Origin of the sequence: Klebsiella sp. JN_Kp121, assembly GCF_040062145.1 — a bacterium.
Classification (GTDB): domain Bacteria; phylum Pseudomonadota; class Gammaproteobacteria; order Enterobacterales; family Enterobacteriaceae; genus Klebsiella; species Klebsiella aerogenes.
On sequence record NZ_JBEAHX010000005.1, the window covers coordinates 245006 to 266925 of the forward strand.

Annotated in this window: 25 protein-coding genes; 9 read left to right on the forward strand and 16 right to left on the reverse strand. The window is 51.3% G+C overall.

Annotated features, from left to right (window positions below):
- Positions 1-85 precede the first annotated feature (85 nt).
- Both ABLU86_RS10185 and ABLU86_RS10190 read right to left on the reverse strand, forming a co-directional pair.
- A complete protein-coding gene (locus ABLU86_RS10185; protein ID WP_015366672.1) occupies positions 86-532 on the reverse strand; it encodes a YetF domain-containing protein in 447 nt (148 codons plus the stop codon).
- 11 nt (positions 533-543) lie between these two features.
- Positions 544-1047: a hypothetical protein gene (locus tag ABLU86_RS10190; protein WP_015705355.1), complete on the reverse strand. Its 504-nt coding sequence runs from the start codon at positions 1045-1047 to the stop codon at positions 544-546.
- A gap of 144 nt (positions 1048-1191) precedes the next feature.
- On the opposite strand from ABLU86_RS10190, the gene ABLU86_RS10195 reads away from it, so the two are divergent.
- On the forward strand, positions 1192-1596 hold the full coding sequence (locus tag ABLU86_RS10195; RefSeq protein WP_015366670.1) for a YdeI family stress tolerance OB fold protein: 405 nt from the start codon (positions 1192-1194) through the stop codon (positions 1594-1596).
- A gap of 15 nt (positions 1597-1611) precedes the next feature.
- Positions 1612-1776, forward strand: a complete 165-nt coding sequence (locus ABLU86_RS10200; RefSeq protein WP_015705356.1) for a hypothetical protein — start codon at positions 1612-1614, stop codon at positions 1774-1776.
- Between the two features lie 37 nt (positions 1777-1813).
- Here the strand turns inward: ABLU86_RS10200 and ABLU86_RS10205 are convergent, their stop codons facing one another.
- Together ABLU86_RS10205 and ABLU86_RS10210 are read right to left on the reverse strand one after the other, a co-directional pair.
- Positions 1814-2959, reverse strand: a complete 1146-nt coding sequence (locus tag ABLU86_RS10205; RefSeq protein ID WP_015705357.1) for a PLP-dependent aspartate aminotransferase family protein — start codon at positions 2957-2959, stop codon at positions 1814-1816.
- Positions 2960-2968: 9 nt separating this feature from the next.
- Entirely contained in the window at positions 2969-4345 is a 1377-nt protein-coding gene (locus tag ABLU86_RS10210; protein WP_348796068.1) for a pyridoxal-phosphate dependent enzyme, read from the reverse strand.
- 95 nt (positions 4346-4440) lie between these two features.
- On the opposite strand from ABLU86_RS10210, the gene ABLU86_RS10215 reads away from it, so the two are divergent.
- Positions 4441-4614 carry a hypothetical protein gene (locus ABLU86_RS10215; RefSeq protein ID WP_020078890.1) on the forward strand — a complete coding sequence of 58 codons (174 nt, stop codon included), beginning with the start codon at positions 4441-4443 and terminating at the stop codon, positions 4612-4614.
- A gap of 83 nt (positions 4615-4697) precedes the next feature.
- On the forward strand, positions 4698-5183 hold the full coding sequence (locus ABLU86_RS10220; protein WP_015366666.1) for a lipoprotein: 486 nt from the start codon (positions 4698-4700) through the stop codon (positions 5181-5183).
- 49 nt (positions 5184-5232) lie between these two features.
- Here the strand turns inward: ABLU86_RS10220 and ABLU86_RS10225 are convergent, their stop codons facing one another.
- Both ABLU86_RS10225 and uxuA read right to left on the reverse strand, forming a co-directional pair.
- Entirely contained in the window at positions 5233-6567 is a 1335-nt protein-coding gene (locus ABLU86_RS10225; RefSeq protein ID WP_348796067.1) for a gluconate:H+ symporter, read from the reverse strand.
- Positions 6568-6636: 69 nt separating this feature from the next.
- The gene (gene uxuA, locus ABLU86_RS10230) at positions 6637-7707 is read right to left on the reverse strand and encodes a mannonate dehydratase (RefSeq protein WP_020078888.1); all 1071 of its coding nucleotides are present in this window, start codon (positions 7705-7707) and stop codon (positions 6637-6639) included.
- A gap of 260 nt (positions 7708-7967) precedes the next feature.
- Between uxuA and ABLU86_RS10235 the strand changes: the two genes are divergently transcribed.
- Positions 7968-8126, forward strand: coding sequence for a YqaE/Pmp3 family membrane protein (locus ABLU86_RS10235; RefSeq protein ID WP_002903230.1), 159 nt, complete (start codon positions 7968-7970; stop codon positions 8124-8126).
- Between the two features lie 56 nt (positions 8127-8182).
- Here the strand turns inward: ABLU86_RS10235 and ABLU86_RS10240 are convergent, their stop codons facing one another.
- The 4 genes from ABLU86_RS10240 to ABLU86_RS10255 all read right to left on the reverse strand — a co-directional run bounded on the left by ABLU86_RS10240 (position 8183) and on the right by ABLU86_RS10255 (position 11829).
- Positions 8183-9283, reverse strand: coding sequence for an NADH:flavin oxidoreductase/NADH oxidase (locus ABLU86_RS10240; RefSeq protein WP_015366663.1), 1101 nt, complete (start codon positions 9281-9283; stop codon positions 8183-8185).
- A gap of 118 nt (positions 9284-9401) precedes the next feature.
- Entirely contained in the window at positions 9402-11018 is a 1617-nt protein-coding gene (locus ABLU86_RS10245; RefSeq protein WP_015705364.1) for an FAD-NAD(P)-binding protein, read from the reverse strand.
- Positions 11019-11089: 71 nt separating this feature from the next.
- Positions 11090-11575, reverse strand: coding sequence for a GNAT family N-acetyltransferase (locus ABLU86_RS10250; protein WP_015705365.1), 486 nt, complete (start codon positions 11573-11575; stop codon positions 11090-11092).
- Entirely contained in the window at positions 11563-11829 is a 267-nt protein-coding gene (locus ABLU86_RS10255; RefSeq protein ID WP_015705366.1) for a DUF1778 domain-containing protein, read from the reverse strand. The genes ABLU86_RS10250 and ABLU86_RS10255 overlap by 13 nt, the downstream gene beginning before the upstream one ends.
- A gap of 272 nt (positions 11830-12101) precedes the next feature.
- Between ABLU86_RS10255 and ABLU86_RS10260 the strand changes: the two genes are divergently transcribed.
- Positions 12102-13337 carry an MFS transporter gene (locus ABLU86_RS10260; protein WP_020078885.1) on the forward strand — a complete coding sequence of 412 codons (1236 nt, stop codon included), beginning with the start codon at positions 12102-12104 and terminating at the stop codon, positions 13335-13337.
- A gap of 43 nt (positions 13338-13380) precedes the next feature.
- On the opposite strand, the gene ABLU86_RS10265 is transcribed toward ABLU86_RS10260, so the two are convergent.
- From ABLU86_RS10265 to surE, 5 genes are all read right to left on the reverse strand, one after another.
- Positions 13381-13878: a heme-binding protein gene (locus tag ABLU86_RS10265; RefSeq protein WP_047076455.1), complete on the reverse strand. Its 498-nt coding sequence runs from the start codon at positions 13876-13878 to the stop codon at positions 13381-13383.
- A 95-nt stretch (positions 13879-13973) separates the two neighbouring features.
- Positions 13974-14591 (reverse strand): response regulator, encoded by a 618-nt coding sequence (locus ABLU86_RS10270; protein ID WP_032705773.1) that lies wholly within the window; start codon positions 14589-14591, stop codon positions 13974-13976.
- Positions 14591-15910, reverse strand: a complete 1320-nt coding sequence (locus ABLU86_RS10275) for an ATP-binding protein (protein WP_348796066.1) — start codon at positions 15908-15910, stop codon at positions 14591-14593. Before ABLU86_RS10275 ends, ABLU86_RS10270 begins: the two co-directional genes overlap by 1 nt.
- On the reverse strand, positions 15907-16494 hold the full coding sequence (locus ABLU86_RS10280; protein WP_348796065.1) for a hypothetical protein: 588 nt from the start codon (positions 16492-16494) through the stop codon (positions 15907-15909). Before ABLU86_RS10280 ends, ABLU86_RS10275 begins: the two co-directional genes overlap by 4 nt.
- A 176-nt stretch (positions 16495-16670) precedes the next feature.
- Entirely contained in the window at positions 16671-17540 is an 870-nt protein-coding gene (gene surE, locus ABLU86_RS10285; RefSeq protein ID WP_042897497.1) for a 5'/3'-nucleotidase SurE, read from the reverse strand.
- Between the two features lie 360 nt (positions 17541-17900).
- Here surE and ABLU86_RS10290 point away from each other — a divergent pair, with 360 nt between their 5' ends.
- The 3 genes from ABLU86_RS10290 to leuE all read left to right on the forward strand — a co-directional run bounded on the left by ABLU86_RS10290 (position 17901) and on the right by leuE (position 21183).
- A complete protein-coding gene (locus ABLU86_RS10290; protein ID WP_032711626.1) occupies positions 17901-18698 on the forward strand; it encodes a histidine phosphatase family protein in 798 nt (265 codons plus the stop codon).
- A gap of 61 nt (positions 18699-18759) precedes the next feature.
- Complete coding sequence (locus ABLU86_RS10295; RefSeq protein ID WP_042897495.1) at positions 18760-20067, forward strand: OprD family outer membrane porin; 1308 nt, start codon at positions 18760-18762, stop codon at positions 20065-20067.
- Between the two features lie 471 nt (positions 20068-20538).
- Entirely contained in the window at positions 20539-21183 is a 645-nt protein-coding gene (leuE, locus tag ABLU86_RS10300) for a leucine efflux protein LeuE (protein WP_047038616.1), read from the forward strand.
- Positions 21184-21399: 216 nt separating this feature from the next.
- Here leuE and ABLU86_RS10305 read toward each other — a convergent pair.
- Positions 21400-21920 (reverse strand): GNAT family protein (locus tag ABLU86_RS10305; RefSeq protein ID WP_348816930.1); only part of this gene is annotated, 521 nt, incomplete at its 5' end.

Below are 21920 nucleotides of genomic sequence, written 5' to 3' on the forward strand. Positions count from 1 at the left end.
ATCATGTTACTGAAAAAGAAGAGGACGACCCGACACGGGCTCCTGAGTCAGGCGATAAACAACCGGAACGCGATAAGTAACGTCTCTACGCTTCGGTCGGAATAATTGAAATCTGGCCATTACGTTCGAGGATCGCAAATTTAATCTTCTCAAGTTGATATATACCATGGTGCTGTCGCGCGGCGAGCAATATGTCATCCACAGAGATATTGACCATTTTCATTTTATCGTCAGCGACAACACCATTTTCTACGACGATCGTCGGCGAACCATCAAGATAATTCTCAGCCTGAGAAAAGCGCTTCTTTATATAGCCAAATAAAATATCCACGCTGACCAGCGTGACAATAGTCAGCATTGAACCGGTAACAGAATAGTCGGTGCTGAGCATGGCCTGCTGCGTGGCCTCACTGATAATCAACAGTAAAATCAGATCAAAACTGGTGAGTTGCATAAGCGTTCTTCTGCCAGCAACTTTAAATATAATCAATAAGATAAGATAGATTGCGACGGCTCTGAGCACCATTTCCATCGTTGTGACTCCTAAGGAAAGACAAATTGGCTAAAGGTGACGGCAGGTTGCCGGTTCGCCTGTAGTGTCGTGGAAAGTTTGCCAAATGTTTTTGGCGTGATAGATAACCACAGCGAAAGCGGCGCGCCACTGCTATTTTCATTGTAAACCAGTATCAGATGACCGTTAGCGCTGTACATTTTATCGGGCTGCGGTCGAATATCACCAATTTGGTAATGGCTTAATAACGTGGGTGAAAAATCCACTGAGGTATGAGCGAGGCCACTGTTTTTTACCTGAACATTGACTTCGGTTTCGCTCATTAACCTGGCAAAACGGTCATAGTCTACCGTTAACGATGAAGCGGAATTCTCATGATGGGCGGAGCTCAGGAAGCCAGATGAAAATAAACCGCATAATGCAGCAATGATAATAATGGCGAGAAAAACCACCCCATAGCGCCGGAAGTTATACTCGAAGCGTAACGCCTGTAGATTCTCGTTTATCTCTGGCGGATCCTGTTGATTATTGTCCATCTTTCGGCTCCAGCATGATGTTTATATTTAACGATACGATAGCGACGTTGTTATTTTAGCTGATATCAGAATTATTGACGTTGTTAAAATCGCTATCCGCGGCCAGACTTTAATAACAGTCATGCTGACATGAAAGGTGAAATAATGAGGAAAAAGCTAATCGCGACACTCTGTTTGTTACTCACCGCTGGCGTCTGGGCTGAAGAGAAGGGCGGTTTTAAAAACGATGCCGCACCGCCGCCGCCGCACCAGCTGGACGACGGCTATCGCGGTATGGAGGATGGCCGGATTATGACCATTGAGCAGGCGAAAACCATGCACGACGGCGCGACTATTTCCCTGCGCGGCAATGTGATTAAGCATGAAGGCGACGACCGTTATCTGTTCCGTGATAAAACTGGCACCATTGCGGCCATTATTCCGGCAGCCGTTTTTGATGGTCAGGACATCAAGCCAGACAAACTGGTGAGCATCAACGGAAGCCTGGATAGTAAAATGACGCCGCCGCTGGTGCGGGTTGATAAGCTGCGCAAACAAGCGCCCAATTAACCGGAGAGCCTGAGTATGAGCAGAGCGCATCACCATGAACTCGATAAACGCGGTAAACACCCGGCGCGAGAAGAGCCGGGTAAACACGGCGAGATCCCGCGGAAACGGGATGATAGCGACGATCACCGAAGCGATCCCTATCATCCGACGGAAAACGCCAAAGCGGTATGTTTCTGCTGAGGGTAATGAAACCCCGCGCCGCGCGCGGGGTTAGCGTTTACTCACGTAGCGCGTTTCGCCAGTCAGCGATCAGGTCTTGCGGATCTTCAATACCTACCGAGAGTCGAATCAACTGCGGCGTTATGCCATTCGCCAGCCGCTGTTCCAGCGGAATGGAGGCGTGCGTCATGCTGAATGGCTGGCTCACCAGGCTTTCCACCCCCCCCAGGCTTTCCGCCAGCGTAAATAACCGTAGTTTTTTGATGATGCGCCCGGCGTAGTCATCATCTCCTTTGACCACAACGGAAATCATACCGCCTGGCAGGGCCATCTGTCGGCGGGCCAGATCGTGATGGGGATGGCTGGCGAGCCAGGGGAACCACACTTTCTCGACCTGCGGCTGCTGCTCCAGCCATTCCGCCAGCAGCAGAGCGTTGCTGCTATGACGTTCCACCCGTAGAGCCAGGGTGCGAATGCCGCGCAGCGTCAGGAAGCTGCTGAATGGGTCAAGTACGCCGCCGACGGCGTTTTGCAGATAGCCCAACTTCTCGGCCAGCGTCGGATTGTCGCCAACCACCGCCAACCCGGCGACGACATCCGAATGACCGTTGAGATATTTGGTCGCTGAATGCACCACGATATCAAAGCCCAGTTCGATAGGGCGATGGATGATCGGTGAGGCAAAGGTATTATCGGTGACGCTGATAATGTTATGTCGACGGGCAATCTCGGCAATGGCCGCAAGATCCGCCAGCTTGAGTAACGGATTGGTCGGCGTTTCCACCCAAATCATCCGCGTATCAGGGCGGATCGCGGCTTCGATGCCTGCCAGATCGTCAGGTTTGACCCAGGTCACTTGCAGACCGGCGCTACGACGGCGAACATTTTCAATCAGCCGGTATGTGCCGCCATAGACATCATCTACCGCCACCAGATGGCTATCCTTATCCAGCAGTTCCAGTACCGTGGAAATGGCCGCGAGGCCTGAAGCAAAAGCAAAACCCCGGCTACCGCTTTCCAGCTCTGCAATGGCCGTTTCCAGCGCGTGGCGGGTCGGATTGCCGCTACGCGAATATTCATAGCCGGTATGCTGGCCCGGCGCGGGCTGGGCAAAGGTAGAGGTGGCGTAAATTGGTGGCATCACCGCGCCATGCTGGTCGTTAAAAATGCCGCTATGGACGCTGAGCGTCTGTAAATTTTTCATGTTCGTTCCTTATTGTTCCAGTCGGTTACGCCAGGTGGTCAGGACGTCGCTACGGGTAATCAGGCCGATAAACCCATCGTTATCAGTAACGACCACGACATGTCCACGGTCGAAGATATCTTTAAGCGCGCTTTCCGGGGCGTGCTTATCCAGGGTTTCGACATGGCGGGTCATAGCCTCTCTGACCGGTAGCGCGAAACGCCGGCTGTCGCCCTGGACGTGGCTTATCAGATCCCATTCATCGACGATGCCAACCACGTGGCCGTTTTCCAGCACCGGCAACTGGGAGAAATCGTACAGGCGCATACGAGCAAGGACGGCAGCCAGCGTATCGTCGGGCGCGGCGGTGACGGTTGCGCCTTCATCATGACGCAGGGCGATAAAATCGCTAAGATCGCCGCGCGTCGGGCGGCTTAGCAGACCTTGCTGGCGCATCCAGTCGTCGTTGAACATTTTCGACAGGTACTTGTTACCGCTATCGCAGGCGAAGGTGACCACCCGCTTAGCGGTGGACTGCGACCGGCAGTAGCGCAGAGCTGCTGTCAGCAGGGTGCCCGTTGACGAGCCGGCGAGGATACCTTCCACTTGCAGCAGCTGCCGGGCGGTGGCGAACGCTTCACGATCGGTCACGCGCCACGCTTTGCGCACCTTCTCCAGATGGGCGAGCGGGGGAATAAAATCTTCGCCGATCCCCTCCACCAGCCAGGAGCCGGTTTCGCCGTATTGCCCGGTCTCTACCTGATCCGCCAGAATCGAGCCCGCAGGATCGGCAAGAATAAATTCGGTTTTCGGCGAGTGTTGCGCAAACCATGCCTGCAAACCGCCCAGGGTACCGCCTGAGCCGACACCAACCACCACGGCGTCAATGTCGCCATCGAGTTGCTCAAACAGCTCCGGCGCGGTAGTGGTGGCATGAGCCAACGGGTTGGCTTCATTATTGAACTGGTCAATATAAAACGCGCCCGGCGTTTCATCCGCCAGACGGCGGGCGTAGTCCTGATAATAGGCGGGATGACCTTTGTTGACGTCCGAGCGGGTTAACTGCACGGTGGCGCCCAGCGCACGCAGATGGAAAATTTTCTCGCGGCTCATTTTGTCCGGCACCACCAGGATCAGTTTGTAGCCTTTCTGCGCGGCAATCAGCGCCAGCCCCAACCCGGTATTACCGGCGGTGGCTTCAATGATGGTGCCGCCGGGGCGCAGTTTTCCCTGGCGCTCGGCTTCATTAATCATCGACAACGCCACGCGATCCTTTATCGAACCGCCGGGGTTTTGGTTTTCCAGTTTCAGGAACAGGCTGCACGGGCCGGTATCCAGTTTATGCAGCTGTAACAGCGGGGTATGACCAATCAGGTCGCTTACAGAGTGAAAGAGTGACATAACCATTTACCCATTCGTATCGAGATAGCTGAATGGTAGAACTGTAAAAACGGCATTTTAAAGAACATAAATCTGCCGTTTAGCGCAAAATGGAATATAAGATGCTTTTTAGCCATCCAGAAGGAAAGCAGGTTATCCGCCCGGGCGTATCGATTGCTGGAATAACGGTTTTTTGTCTTGTTTTTAAGCAAATTAGCCGCTGGCGTTGGCTGGTCTATGCATTTTCCGGCAAAGCATTACTGAAAATTATCGATAGCTTGACTCTCCAGGCATAGCGATTATAAATAAATTGACTCTGCCGATATGGCAAGGCTATGACCGTCACTGGATTACCACCTGGACCGATAAGGGAATACTGATGAAACTGTGGAATAAAACGCTGATTACCTCTGCATTGTGCCTGGCGTTGTTTGGCTGCGATGACTCATCGAAAGTCGACAATAAACTGGATCAGGCCAAAGATAACGCGGAACAAATTAAAGATGCGGCCGCCGATAAAGCGCGGGCCATTAAGCAAGAAGCGGATAAGCAGATCGACGACATCAAAACGCAGGCCAATAATGAAGCGGATAGCCTGAAAACCCAGGCCAGCAGTATTAAATCTGAAGCCGACAAGAAAGCTGACGCGATTGCCCAGGATGCGAAAAATAAAGCGGATGCGGTAAAACAGGATGCGCAGCAAAAAAGCGATGCGATCATGAAAGAGGCGGGAAAAATTAAAGATAACGCTATCGTTGAAGCCAACCAGCTTTCCGCCGATGCCGCCAATAAAACCAAAGAAATAAAAGAGAGTATCGCGCCGGAGCAAGCGCCAGCACAGCAGGCGCCGGCCGGCCAACAGTAAATATTTGAGTGCTTACCGCGGCGGTATTGTCGCCGCCGCGATGCGTTTCTCAGGAAATAAACAGACTCAGTAATAACACCATCAACAGACCCACCACCGAGTTGATGAGCTCCAGTAAGCCCCAGGTCTTAAAGGTATCACGCATCGAGATACCAAACGTTTCCTTAAAGAGTAAAAAGCCGCCGTCATACATCAAAGTAATGGTATTACTACCACAGGCCACCGCCAGGCACATCAGCGCTGGATTAAGATGAAATGCGGTAACCATCGGCGAAACAATCCCTGCTGAAGTAATTGCCGCAACGGCGCCCTGGCCGGTAAGAATACGAATAATAGCGGTAATCAGCCAGGCGATAATAAACGGCGACAGCGGGACGTGGCTCATCATCGTAACGATATGGTCGCCGACGCCGGAATCGATAATAACCTGTTTGAGAATGCCGCCGGCGCTGATGACGAACAGGACGTTGGCAATTCTGGCGACCGAGTCCGTGACGCAGTGGTTAACCTGAACGGCGTTCATACCGCGGCGGCAGCCGAGCAGCCAGATTGCGGCGCCGGTCGCCAACAGCATGCTAATTTCCGCGCTACCGAGGAACTGGAAGAATTTTCCCGCAGAAGAGGCCGCGCCAAACAGCGACTGAATCAGCGAAGACGCAATCATTAATATCGCGGGGATCAGCGGAATGGCAATGCTGACCGCAAACGACGGCAGCGCGTCGGCAGGTTTCTCCTCCTGCGGTTTAATCATGGCATTCAGCTTCATCTCGCGGATACCTGGAAGCCAGGCGGGTAACAGGATCCCCGCACAGAACAGCGCCGGGACTATCACGATAATGCCGTACAGATAAACCTGAACAATATCCGCCTGGAAGGCGCTGACTAATGCAACCGGCCCCGGTTGTGGCGGGAATAAACTATGTCCCATGGTGGCGCCGACGACCGTCGGAATAACCAGTTTCATCCACGGGATATTGGCTTTGCTGGCGATGTTAAGAACCAGCGGCATAGCAATCAAAAACGCCACTTCATAAAACATGGCAATGCCGAAGATGACGCCGATAAACATCAAGCCGACCCCCAGATAACGGGTGCCGCAACGTCTGATTACCGTATCGGCAATCTGCTGGCTGGCACCGGATTCGGTCATAAATTTGCCGATGATAGCGCCGAATATAATGATCAGCGCCAGGTGTCCCATTATTCCGCCCAGTCCTTGCTGAACCATCGAGACGATTTTATCGAGGGGCACACCTTCCATAACGGCGACGAACAGGCCGGCAATTAATAAGGCGAAAATATTGTGAACTTTGTATTTCAGATTCATGATGACCAGTAGCGCAATACCGACCACCACCCATAGCAGAGCCAGGGCTGGAGACATGGCATCCTCCCAACAGAGATTTTATTATTTTCAGTGCCGGAGAATTCCGGCACCTGGGTGACGAGCGGATCAGGCGTGCTGGTTTTCCAGCGCTTCCCATAATCCCAGTAGGTAAGTGGCGCCGAGCGCGCGATCGTATAAGCCGTATCCCGGACGGCCGGTTTCTCCCCAGATAAAACGGCCATGATCGGGACGAATATAGCCGTCGAAGCCGTTGTCGTGCAGCGCCTGCATCACCCGGTACATATCGAGCGAGCCATAGCGGGTAGGGTGCGCCGATTCGTAGAAATCTTTGTCTTTTATGATTTTAATATTTCTGACATGAGCGAAATGAATGCGCCCGCGCTGGCTGAATTCCGCGAGGATTTGATAAACATTATTTTGCGGCTCCTCGGCAATAGAGCCGGTACATAAGGTAATCCCGTTTGCCGGTGAATCCACCGCGCGACACAACCAGTCGAGATCGTCGCGGTTTTTAATAATGCGCGGCAGACCAAAAATAGAGTACGGCGGATCGTCAGGATGAATGGCCATTTTCACGCCGACCTCTTCGCAGACCGGGATAATTTTCTCCAGGAAATAGAGCAGATTTTCTCGCAGTTTGTCATCATCGACCGCTTTATAGCTGTCGAATAACGTCTGTACCTGCGCTAAACGTTCGGGCTCCCAGCCCGGCAGGGCATAGCCGTTGGCGTTGCTGAGCACTTCCGCAACGACCTGTTCCAGCGTTTTATCGATGCCGGCTTTTTCAAAAGCCATCGTTAGCGAACCGTCCGCCAGCCGGTAGTTCATGTCGGTTTTCATCCAGTCGAAAACCGGCATAAAGTTGTAGCAGATGACCTTAACGCCAAAGGCGGCGAGGTTACGGATCGTTTGCTGATAGTTGGCGATATAGCGCTCGCGCTCCGGCAGCCCGATTTTAATCGCGTCGTGAATATTCACGCTTTCGATAACTTCCATCGTCAGACCGTTAGCGTGGGCCTGCTCGACTAACGCCTTAATTTTCTCCCGTGGCCAGACTTCGCCAACCGGTACGTCGTACAGCGCGCCGACCACACCTTCCACTCCAGGAACCTGACGGATCTGCTCAAGAGTGACTTTATCTTCGTCTGGCCCAAACCAGCGCATCGTCATTTGCATGAAAACTTTTCCTTACCGCGTTGTTTATAGTCTACTACCATACAAGTTAGATTAAGGATAACGACAATGCGGAGAGGGGGACATGATCGAACTCACAAAACCATACATCGGATGAATTGCACACGCTGACGTAATGCTCATTACAAGATGCGTAAAATCGGGTAAAGGGGGCGGTTAACGTGGCGGCATCAGGTAGAATTACTATGCTTAGAGACGAAGTCTCTTTTTTAAGTCGTTAATTTTGTTTGTATGGAGAGTGTATGGGTTTCTGGAGAATCGTATTTACTATCATCCTGCCGCCGCTGGGCGTACTGCTGGGTAAAGGCTTCGGCTGGGCATTCATTCTGAATATAATTCTGACCTTGCTGGGCTATATTCCTGGCCTTATTCACGCGTTCTGGGTACAAACCCGCGATTAATTCCTGTCAATAATTTAGCGGCGCATTCGCGCCGCTATCGTTCATAGCGTGAAGCTTCAGCGATTAGATTTTAGCGTGCCTTTCAGCCCATGCGGTTCTGAACGCAGGTATTGCGGCGGCACGCTAACCTGGGCCCCCAGAGCCGCCGCAGCCTGCCACGGCCAGTGTGGGTTGTAGAGCGCCGCGCGGGCGATGGCAATCAGATCGGCGTCGCCGTTTTGCAGTGCATCTTCAGCCTGCTGCGGTTCGGTAATTAACCCTACGCCAATGACCGGAACGTTGATCTGCTGGCGGATTTCATGGGCGAACGGTAACTGATAGCCAGGACCGACCTGAATCGCCTGCTGCGGCGACAACCCGCCGCTGGAGACGTGAATATAGTCGCAACCCAGCGCTTCAAGCTGCTGGCTAAAGACGATGGATTGCGCCGTATCCCAACCGCCTTCTACCCAGTCTGTCGCCGAAAGCCGAACGCCGACGGCGATATTTTCGCTGACCGCCTCCCGTATTGCCTGGAAAACCTCCAGCGGGAAACGTAAGCGGTTTTCCAGCGAACCGCCGTATTCATCTGTTCGCTGGTTGCTCAGCGGCGAGAGGAATTGGTGCAACAGGTAGCCGTGGGCGGCATGCAGCTCTATCAGTTCAATTCCCAGGCGTTCAGCGCGACGCGCGCTATCAACAAAGGCTTGTTTAAGCCGCGCCAGATCGTCATGGCTCAGCGCTTTCGGTGCCCGGTCGCCGTCATGAAATGCCAGCGCGGATGGAGCGACGGTTTGCCAGCCGCCGTTATCCAGCGCCAACTGACCGCCGCCAAGCCAGGGGGCAGCGACGGAGGCTTTGCGCCCGGCATGCCCCAGCTGGATACCGATGCGGGTTGTTGAATAGGCGCGAACATCTTCCAGTACCCGGTACAGGGCGGCTTCGGTTTCATCATCCCACAGGCCGACATCCGCCGGGGAGATGCGACCCGCGGGCTCAACGGCGCTGGCTTCAATAATCACCAAACCGGCGCCGGAAAAAGCCAGCTGTCCAAGATGAATGCGGTGCCAGGCGGTTGCCTTGCCGTTTTCGGCGGAGTACTGACACATCGGGGCGATGACAATCCGGTTTTCCAGCGCCAGTTTACCAATTCGCGCAGGGCTAAATAGTTGACTCATATGTACCTCGTAAGCGTTGTGCTACCTGATAACCTGTAGTTGTAACATGCCTGGATGGCGGTCTCTTTTCCGTTGTTGCGCTTAAGACGCGGTTAGTCGTTATTCGCATGCTGATGGATCACCACTCTTCATGACTGAACCACAGCTTGCGCCGGCGGCCGCTGGCCTGCTGTGAAACCGATCTCGCCATCGCGGCGCCGATTTCCGCGCTGGCGACGAGGCCCTGAACGAAAGGGCGGTCATGCATCAACCACGGCAGCGCGCCGAAGGCAATGCGGCCGCGAGCGCACGCCGGCGCCTGCAGGGTGTAATCATCACCGATATCCGGGATCTCATCACCGCAGGCGAGAAGTTGCTGGCGCAGCGTCGGGAAAGGGATGTCTTTACTCTTCAGCGCCTTTTGGCCTCTGGCGTCAATAAAGACGTCAAATTCGCTGCGTTGGTTGTGATGGTGAATGACCGTCCGTTGTGGTTGAACTTCCAGTTGATAATCGGCCCCGAGCGGCAAAATACTAATCACCCCGGCCTCACGCAGCGCCAGCAGGCGGCGAATCGATTCCGATGGAATGGCCGCGTAATTATCGATAAATACCCGGGCGAGCCCTGTTTTAAAGCGTTCGCGGTCGCGTTCGTTAAGATGCGGCGTAATCATCTCAATCACTTCATGCAATCGCAGAATGGTATACCGCCACGGCACGGTATGCTGTTGCTGTTTGTTGCGTTCCACTTCCTGCAAATTGGCTTGCGCCCAGGCAAAGGGATCGTGTCGTTTTCTGTCGATAAACCAGGCGTCGCTGAACGTATCCGCGGTGAGCTGGCGTAAGCCTATCTGCTTACACCAGTGCGGCGCGGCGAGTTCCAGCTCCCTGACGATAAGCTGGAATACGCGATCCAGCAATCCCTCACTACCCTCAGCGATGGCCGTTTCCAGCCTCTGATGGGTGACAATTTCCAGCGGTTCATAGGGGATGGGACAGTAGAAATCGGCCTCGGGCAGGATGCCGTTTCGTGACATCAGGGTGATATGGAGTTTATGACTCGCGTCATTAAGCCGAAAATGGACGCTCTCATCGGCGTCAGTCGTAAAATGGCCATGTTGAATGACGACGGCGACGGCAGCATCAATGCCGCTGAGTGAAGTCCCCATGATACCGACCCGGCAGGGGGCTATCTGCGCCTGCATCAAACCGCTCCAGGGGCTGGGATAATATTCGCGGGAAGAATCATCGTCCTGCGGCCAGAGATGACCGGTGGCGATAACGGCAAAATCCGCACGTTCCGCTGTGGGCACGTGATTAATCCATAGTTTGACGCCATCCTGTTCCGCCTGGAGATCGGTAACCTCGCAGGATTCGCGCACGCTAACTTTGAAACCCGCTAACCTGGCTTTCTCCAACAGCGCCAGGAACCGATCGCGATAATAGTCGCCGAGGATCACGCGCGGTAAAAATTGCCGCTCATGTAAGGCCTCACGCTCAATGCCATACCGGGTGAGCCAGTCTTCGCTCTGATTTTGTAGCCACGTCAGATAGGTAATGTAGATGGGGGGGATTTCGATACTGGCGATATTCGCCAGCATTTGCGCTGAGTTATGCTCATCGTTATAAGGCATGCCGACGCCAGCCTCTTCACCCTGCTCGTAGAGCACTATCTCCAGCGGCTCACCCCGTTCAACCAGGGAATGAAAAGTATAGATCCCGGTCGGCCCAACGCCGACAATCGCCACTTTCTTCATCGTTATCCTTCCTTTGGTGTGGTTCCCGAACTGAAAGATAAGTGTGGTAGAGAAAATGACGTAAGGTGGAGTTATTTAGGCAACGCGAGGAAAAGTGTGCGTTCCTGGGTGGTGGAGGCTTTGAATCCGTGGTGTAAATAGAATCGCTTCGCGCTATCGGTCAGGGCATGGACCATCAGGGCACGAACGCCAACATTTTCGGCAACGCGATAACTGCGTAAGAGCGCATCATGGAGTAAATCAGCTCCCAGCCCCTGTCCGTGATACGCGCAGTCGATCGCCAGGCGGGCGAGAATGATGACCGGGATAGGATCGGGCATATTGCGCCGCAGGCCGCCAGTGGCTTCCGTGTGATTAACGCTGCCGGTTGCTAACGAATAAAACCCCACCACCTGATGGCTCTCTTCCTTGCAGACCACAAAGGTTCTCGCGGCGCCCTGAGCCTGGTTTTTCAATCCTCGCTGTTTCAGCCATTGATCGAGAACCGTTTCTCCACAACAAAATTCCGCGATCTGATGGTGTGAAGATAGCGGTGCAGGCGCGCTTATTTTTCCCATTGCGGTTTTCTCGCCAGCAATTTATCGAGAGCGGGGTTAGCTTCAACCGGCGCATCCAGCATGTCGATAAATTCGGCGTATTGCTCATCGCTTAAGTTAAACACCCGGCGGTCGAGAATGACGTTTTCTGCCGCCTGGCAGGCCATCTCAAGAATAAAGTCGGTCCGCGATTTGTGCAGAATTTCGGCAGCCGCATCAATCAGCGCCCGCTGGGACTCCTTCGCCCGGATGTTGAGTTGGATATCTGATTTCATCTTCTTTTCCCGTATAGCAATTGGTATACAGCTCATTGTAGAACAGGTGTATAGCAAATGCTATACATTCTGTCTGCACGGTCTATCAGGAGACATATACTTAATTTGAAACAAATTAGCATGCTAATTAACTTGCAGCCATACGATTATTGGGTGTATTTAACATATGGGTAACTTAAGAAACTTTACATTTACATATGCAGTTGGCCCTGCATGTTCTTTCGGCTAGCTGCTACATCTCCAGGCCGCTGTGCCAGGATAGGGATAACACGATGTTAGGCTGGACTTCACTACAGCGCAATGCCGCCATTGCCAGCTTCTTAAGCTGGACACTTGATGCCTTCGATTTTTTCCTCCTCGTCTTCTTACTGAGTGACATTGCCCAGACGTTTCATGTTGGGCTGGAAAAGGTCACGCTGGCGATACTACTGACGCTTGCCGTACGGCCTATCGGCGCGCTCATTTTTGGCCGGCTCGCCGAGAAATATGGCCGTAAGCCGATCCTGATGTTGAATATCATCTTCTTTTCGATTTTCGAGCTGCTGTCTGCTGCGGCGCCGTCATTAACGATTTTTCTGGTCTTAAGAGTGCTATATGGCGTGGCGATGGGCGGTATTTGGGGCGTGGCGTCGTCGCTGTCAATGGAAACCATTCCGGATCGTTCCCGAGGGCTGATGTCCGGAATTTTCCAGGCCGGTTATCCGTTTGGCTATCTGATTGCCGCCGTCGCTTATGGGCTGCTATTTGAATTACTCGGCTGGCGTGGGATGTTTGTCATCGGCGCTGCGCCTATTTTACTGCTGCCGTTTATCTGGTTCTGCGTGCAGGAGTCACCGGTATGGCTGGCGTCACGAGAGAGAAAGGAAAGCACGGCACTGCTGCCGGTACTGAAAACGCACTGGAAACTATGCTGCTATCTGGTGGTACTGATGGCAGCGTTCAACTTCTTTTCCCACGGTACCCAGGACCTGTATCCGGTATTTTTAAAAGTGCAGCACGGCTTTGATCCGAAAACGATCAGTATTATCGCGGTCACTTACAATATTGCGTCGATCATCGGCGGGGTGCTGTTCGGTTCGCTTTCCGAGAAGATTGGCCGTAAAAAGGCCATTATAACCGCCTCGCTGCTGGCGCTACCGGTTATCCCGCTGTGGGCATTCGCTAGCGGTTCGCTGATGCTGGGAATCGGCGCATTCCTGATGCAGTTTATGGTTCAGGGCGCCTGGGGCGTAGTGCCGACCTATCTGAATGAACTGGTTCCAGCGAATACCCGCGCGGTGCTGCCGGGCTTTGTGTATCAACTGGGTAATCTTATCGCTTCGGTTAATGCGACTTTGCAGGCCACGATCGCGGAACATCATGGTCAGAACTATGGACTGGCGATGGCAATTGTTGCCGGTACGGTAGCGATCATTATCGCGATCCTGACCTTCTTTGGTCAAGAAAGTCGGGCGAAGAAGATAAGCGGGGCGGTTGAGCAAAACGCCATGCAGCATGTGAGTCGGTAACCCGTTATGACGATGCGGGTAGCAATAGTCTACCCGCGTTGGATTAGCCCTGGTTAAGCTCGCCTTCAATAGATTGCAACCCGGCAATCGCACAGGCTTCGTCAAAATTTCCCCCCGGCGCGCCGCCGACGCCAACCGCGCCAATGACCTGGTCACCCATCTTAACCGGCACTCCGCCAGCTAATAGCAGAAAACCGGGTATATCTCGCAGGTTCGCGGCTCCGGCGTTGGACTGAGAACCTTTCATGACATTGCTGGTGGCGTTTTTAGTGGTTAGCGCGGTGAATGCTTTCATGCGGCTGGCTTCGACGGTGTGTGGGCCCGCATTATCCATTCTCTTCATTAATAGCGGCGTACCGGAACGGTCGACCAGCGTGACGGCAACGTTATAGCCGTCTTTGGCGCAGGCCTGTAGCGTGCTTTGCGCGATTTTATCCGCGAGCTCCACTGACAAATTTTTCTGGCTGAGAACGCCAGTTGCGGCGCTAGCGGTCGTGACCAGGCTGCCGAGCAGGATGGCGCTAAGAAGGATACGTTTCATGGTGATGCTCCGTCGTGTTGAGTGGCGATAGGCCAATACTAGGAGGGAAGGAGCATGGAGACTATTGCCGCGAATACTGAACGTACCAGGTATTTTTACTTAGAACCACTGGCGATATCAGCGTAAATCTTCAACAGTTTGGGCAGCGAATTAACTTCAAGTTTGCTAAAAATATTGGCGCGATGCGCTTCGACGGTACGCGGCGATAGCGAGCATAAACGGGCAATTTCTTTACTGGAGTAGCCCTGAAGCAGCTGCTGGAGCATTTCATGCTCACGGGCGGTAAGGGTGGCGAGTTTTTCCTGCAGCGGCAGTAATATTTGTTGTCGTTCAAGATGCGCTTTTTGCTGCGCCATCGCTTCGCCGACCACTTCGAATAACAGGTCGGCATCAATGGGTTTGGTTAAAAATTCAAATGCGCCATTTTTGAAGGCGCGACGACATAAATCAATATTACCGTGCCCGGTCATAATAATAACCGGCAAGGTTAGACCTAGCTGGCGCCACTCATCGAGCAGCGTCAGCCCGGTTTTCCCCGGCATGCGGATATCCAGCAGCATACAGCCGGTTAATTCGGCTAGATTCCCTGCCTGATGTTGAAAAGCGTATGCGCTATCAAACGCCTGCGTCTGCCAGCCAACGGTTGAGAGCAGCAGACTTAATGAATCGCGTATTGCCGCATCGTCATCAATTAACCAGATGTACTGCTCCATTACTTCTCCTCATTGCGCAGCGGAAACCATAACCGGAAGCAAGCGCCTTGTCCGGTGATATTGCTCGCTTCTATCTTGCCATTAAGACGCTGAACAAGGGTATCCGCAAGGGCCATGCCGAGTCCCACACCATCAGTACGGGTGGTATAAAACGGTATAAAAACCTGCTCCAGCGCTTCAGATGATAACCCTGGTCCGCCATCAGTAAGAGTTAAAGCGATACCGTTATTTACCCGCACGGCTTGCAGATGAATCCACGCGCTACCTGGAGCATTTGTGCTTTGTGCCTGAATGGCATTGCTAACGATATTATGCAGTATTTGCTCTACCCACAGCGGCGGCGCAGGAAGCGCGGGTAGGTCCGACGGAAAATGGCTGGAGATACGAACTTTACCGGCGCGGATCTCATTATCCAGTAATTCGCACACGCGTAGCCACAGCGACGGAAGGTCAACCGGCTGATATTCGGCGCGCTTGCTGGTTAGCTTGAGACGAAACTGGCTGAGCAGGGCGTCAATGCGTTTTATCTGCAACACTGAGGCCTCAAGCAGTTCGGGGATCTTTACGGGATCGTTTTTTTTAATCAGGCGCACTGCCGCCTGGTTATAGCTCATAATGGCGGTTAAAGGTTGATTAAGCTCATGCACGATACCAGCGGCCAGCTCGCCCATGGTGTTAAGGCGAGTCAGTTCGCCATAGCGGGTGCGTAGATCGGCGATATCCCGTCGGCGTTTATTGGTTCGATACTGATTAACAAGATAGATAATCACCGCCCAGAACAGTGCCGGTGAAAGTATCAGCCACCACGGCAGTTGATGCCATTGCGGGTTATCACCTGCGCTAATGAGCAGAGGTTGTGTTGGGCTGGCAACAGTTTTCTCCCAGCGCCACCAGGTGTTGGCAGATGCGGCACCGTCCTCAAACAACGTGGTACCGTCCCAACGAATGGCAAGATGTTTGAATGTCTTTTTCTCATTGAGACTGTTAAGTAGGGTGTTCAAATCAATCAGCAGAGAGATGCCCGGAAGATTCAGCCAGTAGCGTGCGGGGCTTTGTGCGACGATGGGGCGTCGCGGCTCCAGGGAATCATAGCGCCGCCATTGCACGATCTGCGGCAGGATCTGCTGGACTTCGGCGGCATTTTGACCGGACGGAAGCAGGGGGATGATGGCATCGTGCTGCGACACCTTTACCGTGATTTCGCGATACAGGATGCGGAAGTCGGCGGAGCGCGCGTCATATTGCTGTTGAAGAAACCAGGCGCCAAGCCCCGTTGCGCTTAGCAGTGTAAGTGTGAGCCAGCAGAGGATTTTTATCATACTTTATTTTGTACATGATGTTTTAATTGCCAGCGCCAAATTCGATTATGCAAATAAAATGCTGAGGTTTTTACAAACATAGCACTGTTAACGAGTTTGATGCTGCCAGCGCTAAATAATACACCAACCAAAGCGCTTATAAGCAAGCCGGCATGCCCGCCACATATGAATACCGAAATGAATGCGTAGATGAGATTTCCCGCGGCTAGCGCGGCGGTCAGGAAAATCAGACTTAGATAGAACTTAAGCGCTGCCAGAAAACCTCGAGAGAACAGCGTCATCGACGGGAAGATCAGCAGACAGTAGAGTAAACCTGTGGGGATTATACCAGCAAAAACAGCATGCGCGGGCCAGGAAAACCATTGAAAGATGGTCCCCCAAAGCGTTAGCTGCGGCATAGCAAAACTTACCACGCTTAACAACGCGCTTGAGATAAAAGGCACACCTGCGGTATGCAAACCGACAGACGTTCCCATACACTCCATCAAGTCCATTTTCGCGGACTCTAGCTGCTTAGGATCCCGCTCCTTTATTCTTTGCTCAACGATGGTACCCAGTTTGAGGCTGTCATTAATATATTTCATTACGCCGTGCATTAGCGCCCTAATGGTTTATCTGATACGCATAGTACAACTTAGATGTAGGCTTTAACAATTTTATTGTGCGGCGATAAAAAATGAAAACGTCGCCTGCCAGCGATTAAGTGTGACGCTGGCAGGCGTGAAGATGATAGTGCAAGGTTGTGAGTTAGTCTGGCGAATTATTTACTCAACAGTTCTTCATATTGCGCCTGGAATTGCGGGGCGTTCATTGCCCCATCAAAGAGGCTATAGGTGATATAACCTTTATTAAGCCAGCCGGAATCGGTATCGTTCTCTACTGTCTTTAACGATTCCGGATTGATGGTTTGTTTAGCGCGTCCATCAGGCAAAATATCATAACCAATCTGTGGGGTAGGGAACATCTCATTTTCGACATAGTGCACACCTTTAATTTTTGATTTTGGCAGCGGCGGATAGTTAATGCTTAAGCCCGACCCTTTAGGCAATAAAGGTGTTCCAGAAACCTGTTTATGATTCAGCGTTTCAACAACCTCAACCACATAATCCACTGCATCAGGCCAGTATTTATGGGTGCTTGGCCATTTATTCTTCATTTCATCTTCAGTAAAGATATACCCAATGCTGGCCGCAATCGCCGGGAAACCATAACGTACAGCCCTGGCTGCCGCACTTACCGTCCCTGAATTGACCTGAGCCATTCCTGTATTCGGGCCATCGTTGACGCCAGAAATAACCAGGTCCGGCGGATTATTAATGAGTAATCCCCGTAAGCCAAAATCAACCGAATCGGCGGGTGTTCCCGGGAAGCAGTAGCGTTTATCAGCAGCCTTCTTTACATCAAAGATTTTACCCGTTTTGAAGGTAATGGCTGAACCGATGCCGCTCTGATTGGTGGCTGGAGCAACCATCCACACCTCAAAACCTTTTTGCGTGAGTTTTTCCTGAAGCGAAATACTGCCCGTGGATTCGCAACCATCGTCGTTGACAATCAAAATTTTTAGCGGTGCGGCGCTTGCGGTAAAAGCGAATGCAGAGATCAGCGCAGCGGCAATACATGACTTGTTCATCGTAACTCCTGTTATTCATGAGGGTAACTAAAATGCAAAAAAAAACCTAAGGCCGCTCCTGCAACGAGTACAGAAACGGCCTTAGGTTTTGCCTGAAACAGTAACAATCCCAAGAGAGTTTAAAATACGTACTGCAGATATTAACGTCCAGATGGGAATACGGTTGATATGAGGAGGATCACAATTACATAAATCATCGCTATAGATTAGGTGCAATTCAAAAACATTAGTGATAGGGTCGACAGTAGCTGGATTGTTACTGTTTCAACAGGCAAAACCTACGTTTTCTTCTCCACCTCAATACCAGGGGGCTGAAGAGTACGTAGGTTTTTTTTTGGCTATGAAAAAGGACTCTTTAAAATGAAAAAATTATTTCTGGGTGTCTTAATGGCAGTTACTGCCATTACCAGTCCACTGCTGATGGCGAACACGAATGATAAAAATGACCAGCAGGAGGTCATCAATATTTATTTTGCGCGCCATGGTAAAACGCTGCTTAATTCGTTTGACCGCGTACAAGGTTGGATTGATTCCCCATTGACGAAGGATGGGGTGCAGGTTGCTCAATATTTAGGTGAGGGACTCAAAGGGATAAAATTTGATCGTTTTTATTCCAGTGATGCGGGACGGCAGCGCGAAACCATGGCAGTGATTCTTAAACAGGCTGGCGTAACGGATTATCATTTAACAGAAATGACAGGCCTGCGAGAGGCGTTTTTTGGTGGTTTTGAAGGCGGTTATAATGTCGATATGGCCAATGCAGGCGCACACACGCTAGGAATGACGGACAGCAAAGCGCTTTTTAAAGCGATGAAAGCAGGCACGCTCTCGGTAAAGGAAAGCCAGAACGCGCTGGCCAAATCCGATCCTAAACAGCTAGCGGAAAACTATGAGCAAGTAAAAGTACGGACACAAGCTGCGCTGGCAACTATTGTAGAAAATGCTCAAAAAGAGGGTGATAAAAATATTCTGGCCATTTCTTCAGGCACGGCGATTCAGATAATGATTTCCGATCTGACGGATGACCCGGCCAAAAATCTGCCATTGTCGAATGCTGCAGTTGTGAAAATCACGTATCACGATGGTAAATACAGCGTGCCAGAAATTGGCACCATGAAATACGTTGAAGCAGGCAAAAATTCACTAAATCACAAATAATCTTACAGTTTAGTTTCCCGCCATAAATAAGCTATGGCGGATCTTTTCTCAGGAAATAAAAATGTTTAAGAACATAACTTCCGCGTTAATAGCGTGCGGGCTGGTTACGCCTGTATGGGCCGCTACAGACGCTATTTTTGATGATCCTTTTTTTACTGACTCACAGCTCACCATCTCTGCAAAGAATTACTGGAAATATCTTAAAGAGGAAAATGCCAATCCTAAACATGTACATAACGCCTGGGGGCAAGGATTTTCAGCAGAATACCAGTCTGGTTATTTTGCAGATATTATCGGCTTCGACGCATCGTATTATAGCGCGATAAAATTGGGTGCCAGCGACTATTTCAACTCCCGCGGCGTGCTTTATAACAATGGGACTGGTAACAAAAAAAGCAATGCAGAAGGGTATTCAAAGTTTGGTCAACGTAACGTGAAGCTTAACTACACGCTTTCTGGTGCTCAGCTAAACGCGCGCTGGGGATGGCAGATATTGAAAAATTATGGCGTTATTTCAACATCTAACAGGCTTTCGCCGACAACGTATTCCGGCGTAAGCAGTGCTGTAAGCTACGGCCCATTTACCATAAGAGGGGCATGGCTTGAAAATTCCATGGACAGAAACTCACCAGATAAAAAGCGATTTCAGACCAATACCGGTGAATATATTAGCCACCTGGCAAGCGGAGAAATTCTCTGGCGGGGAAAAAATTTTGATGCACAGTATGCTTATGGTGAGAGCAAAAACTATCTGCAGCGGCACCTGCTGTTTACGCAGTTTCGACCTGATACGCAGCTAACGATAGGCACTCAGGTATACGGCACCCACGCCATGGATAGTTACCGTGCAATGCCCGCGAGTAAACGGGATTTTGACAATAATGCCTGGCATTTTGCGTTGGACGCGACCTGGAAAGGCGAACGCTGGAATAGCAAAATGGGCATTGGCTACACCAATGCTAAAAAAGCAGATGAAGTCGGGTTTTATCCACGCCACATGAGCAAAAATTCCAGGGGAACATTTATTTCTATGGCCTACGCTGGCGATGATTACATGCGGGATGGGGAACTGATGCTGGCGAACATCACCGAATATCGATTAACGCCTGAATTAGCCGTTGGCCTGGCGGGAAACATCGGGCAATTTAACTATAAAGGGAATCACGTGCGCACCGGAGAAATCAATGCCTTTAGCCGTTGGGTTCCAACGCAGTCCATGTTTAAAAACTTCACCTTTTGGGCGATGTTCGGGCCGGGATGGTCATATAAGACGCAAGGTAAAACGCCAGTCCTTACGGACGGTCATTATACACGTACAAACACGCTGTCGTCGGAAGTGATCATGGAATATCGATTTAAGGTGTTCTGATCGAGATGACATGCCGCTCGAAAGCGATGGCGAACGATGAGCGGTTAAGCCGCCATGTTGATAACGATGTTTTAAGCGCGGGCAGCAAAAGTTGTTGTCCGCGATTAATCTGACAACTGGAGATTACCGTTGGCCAGTAGCCATGGGAAAAAGCGACATGTCAGAGTGAGGATATCATGAGTCTGGAAGTCACTCGAAACAGGAAGAACGACGATAGATGACTGTCAGTACGAGATTGGAATCAGCGTAGGCCAGCAATAACCAAAGCAAATCCACACGGCAAACGCCGTTATCGGCCACAATCTACATTTGTCAAAGCTAAGTTCAGATGTCCGGGGTAGGGCAAAGCTCAAATGTCCGCTGTGTGCCAGGAGCAGACATTGGCTTACCAGGAAAGTAGCCGTGATGTGTTTTCATCTACGCTGGTTACATTAGAATAGCCTCGTTGAAAACGAGAGAACTGGAGTGAAAATGTTTGCTGATTTTGGTGTCGTGAATTTCTGGACGTACCTGCTTGGTGCGACGCTGATAGTCCTTGTGCCTGGCCCTGAAACCATGTTCGTGATTAAAACGAGCATTACCAGCGGCATCAAGCGGGGCTTTGCTGCAATATTTTCCATTCTGCTGAGCGACGTTATTCTGGTTCTGCTGGCATGGTGTGGGCTGGCGGCGGTCATAAGCTCAACCCCTGCCTTGTTTAACGCCATCAAGTACGCAGGCGCTGCTTATCTTTTCTATCTCGGTGTCCAGACGATACGCGCTATCTTTAAGCCAGTTCTCGAAACGAGTCAGGAAAAGAAATCGTCTGCTGATGCTAAGGGGATCATCGGGCGCGGAATGCTGGTTACTCTATTGAATCCAAAGACGCTGCTGTTCTATATCTCTTTCTTCGCCCAGTTTATCAATGTTCAGGCTGAACATTCCTGGATGGCATTTATCATTCTTGCTGCGGTAATGTTCGCGATTACTCTCGTTTATTTCGGCTTCCTCGTTTTCTGCGGCTCTTATCTGCTAAGCCGTCTGAAAGGCAATCGTAGATTATCAACCATTGGAAACGCGCTGGTAGGCATGTTCTTTATTGGATTTGCAGCACGACTCGCAAGCGCAACTTCCTAACTGGACAGCTAAACCGCCGTGAGGCAGTTTTTTTTACGTTCTTCTGCTGGATGGGACGTCCGCTCATCGCTCATAGCGGACCTTAACGCTACTTATCTTGTCTGCCTTGTGCAGCAAGAAAAGAGTTATGAGTTATATAGACATATTTCATATCAACACGCAGCAACAGATTTAACGTTCAGGTTCAGGTTCAGGTTCAGGTTCAGGTTCAGCAGATTAACTAAACATCACAGGTAAATACTCAAATCTGAGAATGCATGTCCGCCCCGCTTTTTCAGCTGTCTTTATCGACGGCAAATTTTCCGGAATGATAGTCCCTGTCATTAGGCAGGGTTCCCGGCTGGAGCGTTGAAGATGGTTACAAAGCAGGCGCTGAGCCCGGGAGGCCAGAGAGCGTCCGCGAAAGGCAGGAAGGATTATCTCTTCAGAAATCCGGTGGCCACTTAAAAAAGCGACGCCTCCTTTTTCGCAAATTATTAGTCCGACGCGTACTCCTTCTTCATAAACAATATGCGCAACGCCTTCTGAAATATAATCACTGAGTTCTTCGTCATCGACAGAGCACAGGTTGCCTCTTAAGGCTGGGATAGCTGACAACGAATTCTGATAGGCATCCATGAGCGCCTTTCGACACCATTCAAAATCGGCGTGTTTAGCCAGCCTCAGGGTTACTGTGTCATCTTGATATTCTGAGGCACCTGACAGGCAGGATGCATAGATGAATTGATCTGTTATAC